This is a genomic window from Nocardioides sp. NPDC058538 (assembly GCF_042719275.1).
Taxonomy (GTDB): Bacteria; Actinomycetota; Actinomycetes; order Propionibacteriales; family Nocardioidaceae; genus Nocardioides.
On sequence record NZ_JBHXNY010000007.1, the window covers coordinates 1 to 13,831 of the forward strand.

The 13,831-nt window shown below is 70.9% G+C and carries 13 protein-coding genes; 5 read left to right on the top strand and 8 right to left on the bottom strand.

Annotated features, from left to right (window positions below):
• Positions 1 to 84: 84 nt before the first annotated feature.
• Genes mshC through ACFWQC_RS08375 form a run of 4 tightly spaced genes read right to left on the bottom strand, consistent with a single transcriptional unit; the run spans position 85 to position 3,485 of the window.
• Complete coding sequence (mshC, locus tag ACFWQC_RS08360; RefSeq protein ID WP_378675753.1) at positions 85 to 1,317, bottom strand: cysteine--1-D-myo-inosityl 2-amino-2-deoxy-alpha-D-glucopyranoside ligase; 1,233 nt, start codon at positions 1,315 to 1,317, stop codon at positions 85 to 87.
• A 32-nt stretch (positions 1,318 to 1,349) separates the two neighbouring features.
• Positions 1,350 to 2,153 (bottom strand): SCO1664 family protein, encoded by an 804-nt coding sequence (locus tag ACFWQC_RS08365; RefSeq protein WP_378675756.1) that lies wholly within the window; start codon positions 2,151 to 2,153, stop codon positions 1,350 to 1,352.
• Positions 2,140 to 2,745 carry a DUF3090 domain-containing protein gene (locus ACFWQC_RS08370; protein WP_378675759.1) on the bottom strand — a complete coding sequence of 202 codons (606 nt, stop codon included), beginning with the start codon at positions 2,743 to 2,745 and terminating at the stop codon, positions 2,140 to 2,142. The genes ACFWQC_RS08365 and ACFWQC_RS08370 overlap by 14 nt, the downstream gene beginning before the upstream one ends.
• 2 nt (positions 2,746 to 2,747) lie before the next feature.
• On the bottom strand, positions 2,748 to 3,485 hold the full coding sequence (locus ACFWQC_RS08375; RefSeq protein ID WP_378675762.1) for a histidine phosphatase family protein: 738 nt from the start codon (positions 3,483 to 3,485) through the stop codon (positions 2,748 to 2,750).
• Between the two features lie 69 nt (positions 3,486 to 3,554).
• Between ACFWQC_RS08375 and corA the strand changes: the two genes are divergently transcribed.
• On the top strand, positions 3,555 to 4,535 hold the full coding sequence (gene corA, locus ACFWQC_RS08380) for a magnesium/cobalt transporter CorA (protein WP_378675765.1): 981 nt from the start codon (positions 3,555 to 3,557) through the stop codon (positions 4,533 to 4,535).
• On the opposite strand, the gene ACFWQC_RS08385 is transcribed toward corA, so the two are convergent.
• Genes ACFWQC_RS08385 through ACFWQC_RS08395 form a run of 3 tightly spaced genes read right to left on the bottom strand, consistent with a single transcriptional unit; the run spans position 4,532 to position 7,837 of the window.
• Positions 4,532 to 5,737, bottom strand: a complete 1,206-nt coding sequence (locus ACFWQC_RS08385; protein ID WP_378675768.1) for a hypothetical protein — start codon at positions 5,735 to 5,737, stop codon at positions 4,532 to 4,534. The genes corA and ACFWQC_RS08385 overlap by 4 nt on opposite strands.
• Entirely contained in the window at positions 5,737 to 6,993 is a 1,257-nt protein-coding gene (ilvA, locus tag ACFWQC_RS08390) for a threonine ammonia-lyase IlvA (RefSeq protein ID WP_378675771.1), read from the bottom strand. The genes ACFWQC_RS08385 and ilvA overlap by 1 nt, the downstream gene beginning before the upstream one ends.
• A 19-nt stretch (positions 6,994 to 7,012) precedes the next feature.
• Entirely contained in the window at positions 7,013 to 7,837 is an 825-nt protein-coding gene (locus ACFWQC_RS08395; protein ID WP_378675774.1) for an undecaprenyl-diphosphate phosphatase, read from the bottom strand.
• Between the two features lie 121 nt (positions 7,838 to 7,958).
• Here ACFWQC_RS08395 and ACFWQC_RS08400 point away from each other — a divergent pair, with 121 nt between their 5' ends.
• A complete protein-coding gene (locus tag ACFWQC_RS08400; RefSeq protein ID WP_378675777.1) occupies positions 7,959 to 8,909 on the top strand; it encodes an aldo/keto reductase in 951 nt (316 codons plus the stop codon).
• 32 nt (positions 8,910 to 8,941) lie between these two features.
• Here ACFWQC_RS08400 and ACFWQC_RS08405 read toward each other — a convergent pair whose 3' ends face one another.
• Positions 8,942 to 10,072: a helix-turn-helix domain-containing protein gene (locus ACFWQC_RS08405; RefSeq protein WP_378675780.1), complete on the bottom strand. Its 1,131-nt coding sequence runs from the start codon at positions 10,070 to 10,072 to the stop codon at positions 8,942 to 8,944.
• Between the two features lie 152 nt (positions 10,073 to 10,224).
• Here ACFWQC_RS08405 and ACFWQC_RS08410 point away from each other — a divergent pair, with 152 nt between their 5' ends.
• Genes ACFWQC_RS08410 through ACFWQC_RS08420 form a run of 3 tightly spaced genes read left to right on the top strand, consistent with a single transcriptional unit; the run spans position 10,225 to position 13,789 of the window.
• Positions 10,225 to 11,631 carry a flavin-containing monooxygenase gene (locus ACFWQC_RS08410; protein ID WP_378675783.1) on the top strand — a complete coding sequence of 469 codons (1,407 nt, stop codon included), beginning with the start codon at positions 10,225 to 10,227 and terminating at the stop codon, positions 11,629 to 11,631.
• A complete protein-coding gene (locus ACFWQC_RS08415; protein WP_378675785.1) occupies positions 11,628 to 12,461 on the top strand; it encodes an SDR family NAD(P)-dependent oxidoreductase in 834 nt (277 codons plus the stop codon). The genes ACFWQC_RS08410 and ACFWQC_RS08415 overlap by 4 nt, the downstream gene beginning before the upstream one ends.
• On the top strand, positions 12,458 to 13,789 hold the full coding sequence (locus ACFWQC_RS08420; RefSeq protein WP_378675788.1) for an MFS transporter: 1,332 nt from the start codon (positions 12,458 to 12,460) through the stop codon (positions 13,787 to 13,789). Before ACFWQC_RS08415 ends, ACFWQC_RS08420 begins: the two co-directional genes overlap by 4 nt.
• The last annotated feature ends 42 nt before the right edge of the window (positions 13,790 to 13,831 follow it).

Below are 13,831 nucleotides of genomic sequence, written 5' to 3' on the forward strand. Positions count from 1 at the left end.
GTCCCCTCGAGCGCAGAGGGGACCGTGTTGGTCTCGACACGCTCGGCCGCAGGCGGCCTCGCGGCTCGACCAGCGGGGGCGGTGTCAGAGCTTGATGCCGAGCGCCGCGTCGACGACCTGGGCGATCGTCTCGCCCGCGAGAGCGTCGGAGGTCTCGGCGAGACCGCCTTCGCCGAGGGTGGCGGCGACCCACGCGTCGACGGCTTGGACCGCACGCGGGGCGTCGAGGTCGTCGGCCAGGGCACCGAGGACCGTCTCCACGACCGGAGCCGCGGGAGCGCCGCGGCCGAGAGCGACGGCCTTGCGCCACTCGGCGATCTTGTCGACGGCGTCGAAGAGCTTGGCGTCGGTCCACTCCCAGTCGTCGCGGTAGTGGTGGCCCAGCAGCACCAGCCGGATCGCCATCGGGTCGATCTCGGAGTTGCGCAGGGCGGAGACGAAGACGAGGTTGCCACGCGACTTGGACATCTTGTGGCCGTCGTAGGCCACCATCCCGCCGTGGGTGTAGATCTCGGCGAAGTCCTTGCCTGCCGCGCGCGAATGCGAGCCGGACATCTCGTGGTGCGGGAAGACCAGGTCGGACCCTCCGGCCTGGACGGTGAACCCGGCACCGAGGTGCTCCAGGGCGATCGCGGTGCACTCGATGTGCCAGCCGGGGCGGCCGGGACCGTAGGGCGAGGGCCAGGACGGCTCGCCGGGCCGCTCGGCGAGCCACAGCAGCGGGTCGAGCGGGTCCTTCTTGCCGGCCCGCTCGGGGTCGCCGCCCCGCTCGCCGAAGAGCTCCAGCATCTCCGAACGGCCCAGGCGGGACTCCTCGCCGAACGCGTCGTCGACGGCCACCGAGGCGTAGACGTCCTCGTCGACCTTGTAGATCGCGCCGGCCTCCTCGAGCTCGCCGATCAGCGAGACCACCAGCGGGATCGACTCGACCGCGCCGATGTAGTGCTGCGGCGGGACGACCCGCAGCGCCTCCATGTCCTGCCGGAAGAGCTCGGTCTCGCGCTCGGCGAGCGCCTCCCACTCGATGCCGACCTTGTCGGCACGCTCGAGCAGCGGGTCGTCGACGTCGGTGACGTTCTGGGTGTAGCCGACCTCGTAGCCGGCGTTGAGCCAGGCCCGGTGGAGCAGGTCGAAGGCGACGTAGGTGTTGGCGTGGCCCATGTGGGTCGCGTCGTAGGGCGTGATGCCACAGACGTACAGCGAACGCCGCCCCTGACCCTCCGTCGGGACGACCGCGTCCCGCTGATGGTCATAGAGCTGCACCTCGGGCCCGTTGACGGACAGTTCTGGGACGTCGGGGGCAGACCATGCGCGCATGGGTGCAGCCTACTTGGCGGGGACCACGTGTCTCAGAAGGGCGGCCACGGGATGACATGGCGGTCGTACTCCGGCCGCGGGAAGACCCCTTCGACGAGCAGGATCTCGCAGCGCCGGCCGAGCGCGTCGACCTCCCGACCCGTCAGGTACGCAGCCAGCTCCCGCCCCAGCGCACCGGCGAGCCCCTCATGGACCGCCCGGATACCGGCGAGCTCATCGTCGGAGAAGCCCTGCCCCCGCCATCCCCACAGGATGGTGCGCAGCTTCGGCTCCTCGTGGAAGGTCAGCCCGTGGTCGCAGCCGTATCGACGCCCGCCGGAGACCGGCAGGACGTGGCCGCCCTTGCGGTCGGCGTTGTTGGTGATCGCGTCGAAGACCGCCATCCGTCGCAGCCCGGGGGTGTCCTCGTGGGCCAGGGTGACGACCCGGTCCTGGTCGTCGAAGCCGTCGAAGACCCTGAGGTAGCCCTCCGGCACCGCCCCCTCCGGCACGATGGTGACCGGCTCGAGACTCTCGTCGGCGTGGACCCAGCGCTGGATCATCCCGGGACCGTGCGGCCCGTCACCGAGCCAGGTCTCGGGGACCACGGACCATCCCAGCGTCTCCGAGACGAGGTACGCGGCGACCTCGCGGTGCGCGAGCTGCCCGTCGGGGAAGTCCCACAGCGGCCGCTCCCCCGCGATCGGCTTGTAGACCACCTCGGACTCGCCGAGCGTGGCCAGGAACGTCGCATTGGAGGCCGTGGTCAGCCGCCCGACGAGCTCCAGCGTCCCCTCGTTCTCGGGGGCACTGGGCGCGATCTCCGGTGCCGGATCCACAGGATCAGACCGGGTCACGCCGCTTGAACCCGTTCGCCCGGACGCACAGGTGTCCTTCGGGGTCGATCGGGCTGCCGCAGAACGGGCAGTTGGGGCGTCCAGCACCCAGCACCGCCTCGGCCCGTTTGACGAAGGCACGGGCGTTGCGCGGGGCGATCCGGACCAGGAGCACCTCGTCGGGCTCCGGCTCGTCCAGCTCGATGGCCGCCACGGCGTCCTCGTCGACCAGCTGGCCCGACTCGTCGACCTCGGCGATGATCTCGGTCTCGCTGATCGGGAAGACCTCCAGGACGACCTTGTCCTCGTCGGGATCCCAGGCCAGCGTCATCGTGCCCGCCCGGAACTCCTCCTCGATCGGCTGCTCCAGCGGCCCGTTGTCGTCGAGGTCGAAGGGAGCGACAGCCGGCACCACGGCGGGCGCCGACTTCATCACCTCGTCGAGGAGCTCGTCGAGCCGTTCGGCGAGCACCGTGACCTGCTGCTTCTCCAGGGCCACGGAGACGACTCGCGCTCCCTCTCGCGCCTGGAGGAAGAACGTACGCCCCCCGGGCTCGCCGACGGTGCCGACGACGAATCGTTCGGGCGGGTCGAAGGCGTGCATCACAGGCATGGTCAAACCTTATCCAGACCAGGCTCAGGACCCGAGCCACCGCCCACGACGGCGTCGTCGTTGCGCCGCCGCGACGACTTGCGTCCCTTCTTCGCGGCCGGCTTCGGGGCCAGCCAGGACAGATCGCCGGCGTGGGTGTTGGTGGCCAGGACCGAGGGGCGCCCCTCGCCGTAGCGGATGACCGAGATCGAGGCCGGGTCGACGTGCAGCCGCTGGAAGAGGTCCAGGTGCATCCCGAGCGCGTCGGCCAGGATCGACTTGATCAGGTCGCCGTGGCTCACGCAGAGCCAGACCGCCGCGTCGCCGTGCGCGGCCGTGACGGCGGCGTCGTGGCGGCGTACGGCCTCGACTCCTCGGGCCTGCATGGCGGCCATCGACTCGCCGCCGGGGAAGGTGACCGCGGAGGGCTGGGTCTGCACTGTCTTCCACAGCTTGCGACGCGCCAGCGTGGTGATCTTCTCCCCCTGCCACTCGCCGTAGTCGCACTCGGAGACGCCGTCCTCGACGACGACGGTGGGCTGCTCGGCGCGACCCTCGAGGATCACAGACAGGGTCTGCTGGCAGCGCTCCATCGGACTGGTCACCGCGAGCGCCAGCGGAACCGGCGCGATCCGCTCGGCAGCTCTGCCCGCCTGCTCCATGCCGCGCTCGTCCAGCCTCACCCCGGGAAGCCGGCCGGCCAGGGTGCCGGATGCGTTCGCCGTCGTACGGCCGTGTCTCACCAGGATCATCGTCGCCACGACTGGCGACCCTATCCACACCGGCGAAGCCGACCCACAATGCCGGGCGGCATGCCCTAACCTGACAACGTGATCGTCGACAGCGCTCTCTACCACGGCGGTGCGCGCGACAGGATCGACTGCGCACCGCACGACTACGCCACGCTGCGCAGCGGCGTGAAGGACGAGGGCGACTTCGTCTGGCTCGGGCTCTACCAGCCCAGCCAGTACGAGCTCGAGGAGGTCGCCGAGGCCTTCGGCCTGCATCCGCTCGCCGTCGAGGACGCGCTGACCGCCCACCAGCGACCCAAGCTGGAGCGCTACGAGGGCGGGATGTTCCTGGTCGTCAAGACGCTCTGGTACGTCGACGCCGAGGACGCCGTCGAGACGGGCGAGGTCGCCTTCTTCATCGGCCCCGACTACGTGATCACGGTCCGCCACGGTCGCGGAACCCGCCTCGCGCCGGCCCGTGAGCTGCTGGAGAACAGCGACGAGCAGCTCCTCGCCGAGGGGCCCTACTCCGCAGTCCACGCGGTGGTCGACTACATCGTGGACGGCTACGTGGACGTCGCCACCGAGCTCACCAAGGACGTCGACGAGGTCGAGACCTCGGTCTTCTCCGACGAGCGCACCCACGACTCGGCCCGGATCTATCGCCTGCGCCGCGAGATCGCGGAGGTACGCCGCGCGGTGATGCCTCTGCGCGAGCCGGTGCGCCGCTTCGCCAACGGAGAGGGCGGGATCGACCCGGACCTGCGCCCCTACTTCCGTGACGTCCTCGACCATCTCGCCTCGATCGTGGAGTCGATCGAGAACCTCGAGACGTTGCTGTCCTCCGCCTTCGAGGCCCACCTGGCGCAGCTCTCGCTCCAGCAGAACGACGACATGCGCAAGATCTCGGCGGGCGCGGCGATGATCGTGGTGCCGACCCTCATCGCCGGGATCTACGGGATGAACTTCACCCACATGCCCGAGCTCGACTGGAGGTTCGGCTACCCGTTCGCGCTGCTGCTGATGGGTGGCGTGATCACCGGGATGTGGATCTTCTTCCGCAGGTCCGGCTGGTTCTAGTCGAGCTGCTCGACCGGGCGGGCGTCGAGATGCTCCCGGTCGCACCACAGCGAGAGGTCGTCGGCGAACTCCGACTCGCCCTCACCGCCCTTCGAGTCGAGTTGCTCACCCTGATACCACTCGGTGAGCGCCGCGGCGTCGTCGTGGCCGGCCGGCATCCGCGGGCCCTGGTAGCGGACCGCGACGACCTCCTTCTCGCGCACCGAGATCATCCAGGCCCAGCCCACGTCATCGCCCTTGGCCGGCTGCCAGGCGAAGACCAGCGGGCCGCGTTCGCCCTTGGTGGTGACGCAGTGCTTGCGCAGCGCCGGCGCCGAGCAGGGCTCGCGGGTCATCCAAGCGGGTGGTGACGGCGCGGCGAGGACGTCGATGTCGGCATCCGGCATCCCGGTGAAGTCGGGTGAGGAGCGCTGCAGCAGCCGCCCTCCGATGGCATCGGCGCCGAACTGATCGCGCAGCGGAGACCGGATGACGCCCTGGTAGTAGCCGTAGCCACCCCGGCCGCCGACGTAGGCCTGGGCGATGCCGTGGTCGGTGTTGGGCACCAGCTCGTACGCCGTGGGGTCGGGCTCGCCGCCCTCCCACTCGTCGAGCTCCTCGCCAAGGGCGAGGGTCGAGGAGGTCGCCTGGTAGCGCAGCCGCGGGTCCTCGACGACGGCGACCAGCTCCTCGACACCGACCGGCATGTCGAGCCTGCGGGGATCGCCGGTGATCGTGGGGCCGGCGTAGCCGATCGAGGCGGTCTCGCCGCCCTCGCGCAGCAGCACGACCCCGACGACGCCGGGGTCCTCCTCCGGCTCCTCCTCGGTCCAGCGCAGCTGCATCTTCGCGTTCTTCACGTCGGTCGGCAGGTCGACGCAGTGCTGCCCGAGCTCGCTCCGGCATGCCCCAGCATCCTCGGGCGGCTGAGCCGAGACGGCGACGTTCACCAGGTCGCCGTCGTACTCGCCGTCGGTGCCGTAGCGAAGGTCGACCGAGACCTGCTCGGGTGGCGTGGACTCGTCGGTGTAGGAGGCAGCCCGGCTGGAGGTGTCGGCCGGCAGGTGCTCGAGCGCGACCGCTGCGACGGCACGGTGGGTGATCCGGCCCGGATCGACGCCGGCGCCGGCGTCGACAGCCTGGCCGGAGCACCCCGAGACTCCGACCAGCAAGCCGACGACGCCGGCCACGGCGAGGGGCCTCACGGCCCTGGCAGCGCGCATCAGTGGAGGAAGGTGAACAGGGGCGAGTCGGGCTCGATCCGCTCTATGAGCAGGTCGCTGGCGCCCATCCGCTCGAGGAGACCCTCGAGACCGTCGGCGGAGTCGAGGTCGATACCGATCAGCGCGGGACCGAGCTCACGGTTGGACTTCTTGACGTACTCGAAGACCACGATGTCCTCGCCGTCTGCGAGCACGTCGTCGAGGAAGCCGCGCAGCGCCCCGGGAGCCTGCGGGAAGGAGACCAGGAAGTAGTGCCGCAGTCCCTGGTGGATCAGCGCCCGCTCGAGCACGTCGGCGTAGCGGGAGACGTCGTTGTTGCCACCGGAGAGGACGGCACCGACACGCTTGGCGCCGCGAAGGTCGATCTGCCCCAGGGCGGCCACCGCGAGCGCGCCGGCGGGCTCGGCGATGATCCCCTCGGTCTGGTAGAGCTCGAGCATCTCCACGCAGATCGCGCCGACCGGCACGGAGACGAGCTCGTCGACGTACTCCTTGACGATCGGGTACGTCACCTTCCCCGCGGTCGCGACCGCGGCGCCGTCCACGAAGGTGTCGAGCGTGTCCAGCCGGACCGGCCCACCAGCCTCGATCGCAGCCGCCATCGAGGCGGCGCCCGCGGGCTCGACACCGATGATCCGGGTCTGCGGCCAGACCTCGCGCACCCAGGTCGCCACGCCCGAGGCGAGCCCACCGCCGCCGACCGGCAGCAGCAGCACGTCGAGCGGCTCACCGATCTGGGAGGTCAGCTCGTAGCCGACCGTGCCCTGCCCGGCGATCGTGCGCGGGTCGTCGAAGGCGGAGACGTAGGTGGCCCCGAGCCCGCGCCCGAGCTCGTAGGCGTAGGCAGAGGCCTCGTCGTAGGTCGAGCCGTGGAGCGTGAGTGTCACGTGCGAGCCACCGAGGGCGGTGATCCGGTCACGCTTCTGCTTGGGCGTGTTGGTCGGCACCACGATGTGGCCGGGCACCCCGAGACGCGCGCAGGAGATCGCGACGCCCTGGGCGTGGTTGCCCGCGCTGGCGCAGACGACGCCGCGCTCGAGCTCCTCAGGAGTCAGCGAGCTCATCAGGTTGTAGGCGCCTCGGACCTTGTAGGAGCGCCCCAGCTGCAGGTCCTCCCGCTTGAGCAGGACCTCGGCGGCGTACCTCTCCGAGAGTCTGACCGAGCGTTCGACCGCCGTGCGCGTGGCGATCGTGCGCGCGGCGGCCTCCTCGATGGCAGCGGGTGTTACGGCGGGCTTCACACCGGACTCAGGCACATGCCTGAGTTTGTCACGATCACCACTCGGTGAGCACACCCGCGCCGAGGAGCCCCAGAACCACGAGACCGAGGACGACCCGGTAGATCACGAACGGGGTGTAGGTGTTGTGCGAGAGGTACTTCAGCAGCCACGCGATCACGGCGTAGCCGAGAACGAACGAGACGATCGTGGCGACGATCGTCGGGCCCCAGCCGTAGAGGTTGGCGCCGTGGGCGATCTCGCCCATCTCGAACAGACCGGCCCCGAAGACCGCCGGCAGCGCCAGCAGGAAAGCATATTTGGTCACGGTGGCCCGCTCGTAGCCGAGCGCGCGGCCCATCGAGATCGTCGCCCCCGAGCGCGAGACGCCGGGGATCAGCGCGCAGGCCTGGGCACAGCCCATCAGGATCGCGTCGCGCCAGGACAGGTCGTCGAACTGCTTGCGGTTCGCGCCGAGCCGGTCGGCCACACCGAGGACGATGCCCATGACAACGAGCATGGTGCCGACGACGTACAGGCTGCGCAGGTCGTGCTCGATGATGTCCTTCATCACGAATCCGATCACCACGATCGGAATCGACCCGACGATGATGAACCAGCCCATCCGGGCATCGGTGTGGCTGCGCAGCTCGGCGTTGAAGAGGCTCCGGAACCAGGTCACGATGATGTCGCGGATGTTGCGCCACATGTAGACCACCACGGCCAGCTCGGTGCCGATCTGGATCACGGCGGTGAACGCCGCGCCGGGGTCTCCCCAGCCGAGCAGCTCGGGAAAGATGCGCAGGTGCGCGCTGGATGAGATGGGCAGGAACTCGGTGAGTGCCTGAAGAATGCCCAGTGCGATCGCCTGCAGATAATCCACGGGCGGAAACTCTAAGGGGCATGTACGCCGCACCCGACCGCTGCCTCCCCGTCGGTGTGTCCGCCGTCACTGCCAGCGTGTCCGGCCGGGGCCCTGCGGAGGGCACGGATAGATTGTTCTCATGCAGAGCCGACTCCTCGGAGCCACTGGGCTGCGAGTCTCGTCTCTCGCCCTGGGCACCATGACCTGGGGCAGCGTGACCGACGAGCACGAGGCCCGTGAGCAGCTGGCCGGGTTCACCGAGGCCGGCGGCACGCTGGTCGACACCGCCGCCGGCTACGGCGACGGGGCCTCGGAGGCGCTGCTCGGCTCGCTTCTCGAGGAGCGTGTCGTGGGTCGTGACGACGTCGTGCTGGCGACCAAGGGCGGCATCACCTGGCGCCGCGGCAACCGGGGTGTGGACACCTCGCGCGGTGGCCTGCTGACCAGCCTCGACGCCTCACTGAAGCGGCTCGGAGTCGATCATGTCGACCTGTGGCAGGTGCACGTCTGGTCCCCCGAGGTGCCGCTCGAGGAGACCCTCACGGCGCTCGACATGGCGCTGAGCAGCGGCCGTGCCGCCTACGTCGGTGTCTCCAACTACAGCGGGTGGCAGACCGCCCAGGCCGCGACCTGGCAGCGGGCCGTCCCGGGACGGGCGACGCTCGCCTCGACGCAGGTGGAGTACTCGCTGCTGGCCCGCGACATCGAGTACGAGGTGCTGCCGGCCACCGAGGCGCTGGGGATGGGCCTGCTGGCGTGGTCCCCGCTGGCAAGTGGCGTGCTCACCGGGAAGTACCGCACCGGGATCCCGTCCCACTCCCGCGGCGCCGACCCGAACTTCTCCGCCCGGGTGGACGCCTTCGACGACGAGCGCTCCCGCGGGATCGTCACCGCCGTCGCCAAGGCCGCCGAGGGCTTGGAGTGGACGCCGCTGCAGGTCTCGCTGGCGTGGGTGCGCGACCGGCCGGGCGTCACCGCGCCGATCATGGGGGCGCGCACGGCCGCGCAGCTCAAGGAGGCCCTCCAGGTCGCCGACCTGACCCTGCCGCCCGAGATCGCACTCGCCCTCGACGACGTCTCCGCGGTCTGACCCCTGCCGCTGGTCGAGTCTGTCGAGACCGCTCAGGAATCAGCGGTCCAGGCCTGGCACAACCACCACGCCGAGATGGCCCCGAACGTACGGTACGGGTCGATCCCGGTGACCGTGGCGAACCGCTGAACCCGGTTGCGGACGGTGTTCTCGTGAACGAAGAGGATCCGGGCCACCGCGGCGGTGTCGCGATCCGCCTCGAGCCAGGCGCTTACGGTCCGAGCCACCGCCTCGGCCGCGGCCCCGAGCTCGAGGTGCGCCGTTCGATGCCGCAGCGCGAGGGCCTCGGCGAGATCAGGGCGGGAGATCAGCGCGGCTGCGGGAGCGACGTCGCCGATGTGCACCGCTCCGGACAGGCCGGTCGCCTCGGCGGCCGGGACGGCGGCCACCGCCAGCCGGTGGGCGACGCCGAGCTCCTCCGCCGCCACCGGGCCGGCGATCCCGACCACCGGCTTGGTCCCACCGGGACGGAAGACCGGCGGCCCAGGCACCACCGCGACCAGGGTGTCGCCCACGGCCGCGGCTAGGCCGGCGCCGCTGCCATCCGTCAGCCGCCGCACCGCGGCGGTGGACACCGTGTCGCCGGGTCGAGGCACCAGCACCCAGAGCCCGGCACCGGCGGCGAAGCCCCGCTCGGCGGCGGTGAGGGCGGCCACGGAGCCGCCCTCGAGAAGCCGCCGCATCGACTCCGCGTCGCGGTCCCAGGCGTCGTGGGTTCGTGGCGCGTCACGGTGGGCGCGGATCAGGCGCGTGCGCACGGCATCGGCCCAGTCGTCATAGAGCTCGCGGGCGTCCAGCAGGCTGTCGGGCCCGATCCCGGCCGCCTGGGCCAGCTCGCGGGTGCGTGCCCAGATCGCGCGCTCCGAGATCCGCACCGAGCCGAGCACCACGTCGATGGGAATGCCCTGACGCGACCGGTTGACGGCGAGCTGCTCGACGACGGTCAGCTCCGCCTCGGTGGGCGCGCGCCGGCCCGCCACGGCGCGACCGGCGGCGGTGAGGAGGACCCGGGTGTGGCCGGTGATGTCGGAGACGGGCAGGGTGGCCGACTCCTCGACATGGCTGCGAACGGCGGCGACGACTGCAGGGAGCAGGTCGTCGTCGGCCAGCACCCGTTCGATGAGGTCGACGATCGCCTCCCAGTCACGCTCTCCGGTCTTCACCCGCCGATCATGGCGCGTGATTGTTGTCCGCCACAATCTCGGCCCTCAGATCGGTGGTCAGGGCCAGGCTTCTCGACATCGATTCGCCCTAGTGTTGTGGCGATCACCACCGTGGGCGTTTCATCGCCGGTCCGGACCAGGAGAACTTAGTCATGAGGAAGTCCGCCCGCGTCGCCGTCATCGGCGCCGGCGCCGCCGGCCTGGCCACCACCAAGGCACTGCTCGACGTCGGGGCCGACGTCGTGACGTACGAGAAGGGTGATCGGCCGGGCGGACTGTGGAGCCAGCACAACAGCAGCGGCCTCTCAGCCGCCTACGACTCGCTCCACCTCAACACCAGCAAGGGCCGCACCGAGTTCGCCGACCACCCGATGCCGGCGAGCTGGGTGGACTACCCCTCCGCCGAGCTGGTCGCCGTCTACCTCACCGACTACGCCAACACCTTCGGGGTGACCGAACGGATCCGTTTCGGCACCACGGTCCTAGGCGTCGAGCGCGAGGAGTCCGGCAGCCACCGCGGCACCTGGTCGGTCAGGTGCGAGGACGGGACGACCGAGCGGTACGACGCGGTGGTCGTCGCCAACGGACACAACTGGGACCCCCGCCGGCCCGAGCCCGGCTACCCCGGAACGTTCTCCGGCGTGCAGATGCACGCCCACGACTACCGCGACGCGGAGGTCTTCCGCGATCGCCGCGTGCTCGTCGTCGGGATGGGGAACTCGGCGATGGACATCGCCGTCGACGCCTCCTACGTCGCCGCCTCCCCGGTACTGCTCTCGGCCCGTCACGGCGTCCACATCGTCCCGAAGTACCTCTTCGGCCGACCGGCCGACGCCACCGGTGGCGCGATCGCAGGCCTGCCGTGGCGAATGCGTCAACGCCTGGCAGAGACGATGCTGCGCGCCGCGGTGGGTCGTCCCGAGGCCTACGGCCTGCCTGCCCCGGCCGGCGGGCTGTTCCAGAACCACCCGACCATCAGCGACACGATCCTGCATCGCCTCACTCACGGGGAGGTCGTCCCCCGTCCCGGAATCGAGCGGCTCCACGGCGACCATGTGGTCTTCACCGACGGGCGCAGCGACAAGGTCGACACGATCGTGTGGGCCACCGGCTACCGCGTGAGCATCCCGTTCCTCTCCGCGCGTTGGCTGGGAACGGACCCCGAGAAGATGCAGCTGCACCACCGCGTCTTCCACCTCGACGACCCGAGCCTGGCCTTCGTCGGCCTCATGCAGTCGACCGGTGCCGCGCTGCCGATCGTCGAAGCCCAGGCCAAGCTCGTCGCGGCCCATCTGAGCGGGACGTACGCCCTCCCGGTGGAGTCCGAACGCCGCCGCATCGCCGATCGGGCGCTGCGCGAGGCGCGGGCCCGCTGGGGCGAGAAGCGGCCGGCGATGCGCATCGACTTCGACGCGTACCTCGCCTCGGTGCCGGGCGAGCTCAGAGCCGGCCGAAAGCGCCTCGATGACGGCGCTTCCCCCTTCGTGTCGCGGCTGGTCCCCCTGCAGCCGCGGCCCGCAACCACCTCCACCGCAACCACCGATGAGGTCACCACATGAGCAGCCTGCGCGATGCCGCTGGTCTTCGCGTCCTGATCACCGGTGCCTCCGGCACCTTCGGCCGGGCCCTGGCCCAGGAGCTGTCCGCACGAGGAGCAGCGGTGGTCGGGCTCGACGTCGCGCCCCGCGACGACGACCCTGTCCACGTCATCGCGTGTGACCTGACCGACGACGACGCGGTCCCCGCCGCCGTCGCGACGGCGCTCGGGCATCTCGGCGGCCTCGACCTGCTGATCAACAACGCCGGCATCGGCGGCCCGGCACCGGCCGAGCTGGCGCCGGGCGCGGAGGTGCGCCGCCAGCTCGACATCAACCTGCTCGGCACCTGGCGGGTCAGCGCCGCCTGCGTACCGGCCCTGGTCGCCTCGCGCGGCCGGGTGGTGATGGTGGCCTCGCGGATGGCCGTCATGCAGCTGCCGCTCGCCGCGGCGTACGGCGCTTCCAAGCGCGCCATGGTCGCCTATGCCGACGCGCTCCGCCTCGAGCTCGGCACGCACGTCGGTGTCACCTGCGTCTATCCCTCGGCCGTACGCAGTCCGATCCATGACACCACCGCGGCTGCCGGCCTCTCGCTGGAGGGGATGAGCTCGTACGAGCCGCTCGAGGGCGTCGTCGACACGGTGCTTCGCGCCGGCCTGTCCCGCCGGGCTCGACGCGACCTCCCGACCACACGTCGGGGCGCGGTGGAGCTCTTCCTCGCCCGCCACCTGCCCGCACTCACCGACCGCATCGTGGCGCGCACCTTCTCAGCCCGGATCCGGTCCGGCGCGTTCGGCACCGCCGAGCTCGCCGCCCCCGCGGTGGAGCGCCACGCCGGGGCAGGCGCGTGACCACGACCGAGCAGGAGACGGCGCGAGCCGGGAACCTGCCGCTGGTCCAGTACGCCACCGGCTCGCTCGGGATGGGCGCATGGGTGACCGTCCCCGGGCTGCTCCTCCTCTACTTCCTGACGAACACGCTCGGCGTCACGCCGCTGGTCGCGGGTCTGGCGCTGCTGGTGCCGAAGGTGATCGACGCGGTCGTCCACCCGGTTTTCGGGACGCTCTCGGACCGGGAGGCCCGCCGCCACGGTCACCGTCGCGGCATGATGCGCTGGGGCCTGCTGCTCGGGCTCGCCATGGTCGCCATGTTCACGGTCCCCGACGGCCTCCACGGCACGCCGGCGGCTCTGTGGGTGGCCGGCTTCTACATCCTCGGCAACATCTGCTTCGCGGCCTTCCAGGTCCCCTACCTGACCACTCCCTCGGACCTACGGGTCGGCTACCACGAGCGGACCCGTGTCTTCATGGTCCGGATGGTGCTGCTCACCGTCGGTCTGCTCATCGCCGGCGTCATGGCCCCGATCCTGGTCGCCGACGAGCAGCGCGACAGCTACACCCGCATGGCGCTGGTCTTCGCCGTCGTGATGGCGCTCACCGCCCTGGTCGCGATCCGCGGCGTACGCCGGCTGAACGCCACCTGCGGGTTCCGCGAGCCGGCGGCGCACTCGCAGTCCGTCCTCGCCGACCTGAGGCTGGCGTGGGCCGACCGCGACTTCCGGCTGCTGGTGCTCTCCTATCTGTTCACCGGCGCGACCACCCATCTGGTGCTGGCCGCGGTCCCGTTCTACGCCGAGCACGTGCTCGGCCGCTCGGGCCTGACCGCCGTGCTGATGGGTGCCTTCCTCGGCCCGGCGATGGTCACCTCGCCATCGTGGCTACGCCTCTCCCGGCGGATCGGCAAACAGAGGGGCCTGCTGCTGGCTCAGGCTCTCTTCGTCCTCGGCACCGCGACGTTGGTCGCCGGTGACCGGATGCCCACCGCGCTGACCGTCGCGGTCGTCGCCCTGCTCGGTACGTCCTTCGCGGGCCTGCAGCTGCTGGCCTTCTCGATGGTGCCCGACGCCGTGGCCGCCGCGGCACGGCGTCGAGAGTCCCGGGCCGGTGCCTACACGGGTGTGTGGACCGCTACCGAGGCGGTCGGAACCGCGCTCGGGCCCTACGTCTACGCCGCGGTCCTCGCCATCGGCGGTTTCGCGGCGGCGGTGGACGGCGAAGGCGTGCCGCAGACCGCGGGCGCGGTCGATGCCGTGCTGGTCGGGTTCACCGTCGTACCTGCGGTCCTGATGTCCATCGCCTGGCTCATCCAGCGACGCTGCGCCCTCGACCGGCCTGCGTAAATCGGCGCGCGGGAACACCTGGTTGGGCACACTGGTTCTCCA

Excerpts from the sequence above, each read along its gene's own strand:
- mshC (WP_378675753.1), bottom strand. The coding sequence starts at position 1,317 with ATGCGCGCATGGTCTGCCCCCGACGTCCCAGAACTGTCCGTCAACGGG.
- ACFWQC_RS08370 (WP_378675759.1), bottom strand. The coding sequence starts at position 2,745 with ATGCCTGTGATGCACGCCTTCGACCCGCCCGAACGATTCGTCGTCGGC.
- ACFWQC_RS08385 (WP_378675768.1), bottom strand. The coding sequence starts at position 5,737 with ATGCGCGCTGCCAGGGCCGTGAGGCCCCTCGCCGTGGCCGGCGTCGTC.
- ACFWQC_RS08400 (WP_378675777.1), top strand. The coding sequence starts at position 7,959 with ATGCAGAGCCGACTCCTCGGAGCCACTGGGCTGCGAGTCTCGTCTCTC.
- ACFWQC_RS08410 (WP_378675783.1), top strand. The coding sequence starts at position 10,225 with ATGAGGAAGTCCGCCCGCGTCGCCGTCATCGGCGCCGGCGCCGCCGGC.
- ACFWQC_RS08415 (WP_378675785.1), top strand. The coding sequence starts at position 11,628 with ATGAGCAGCCTGCGCGATGCCGCTGGTCTTCGCGTCCTGATCACCGGT.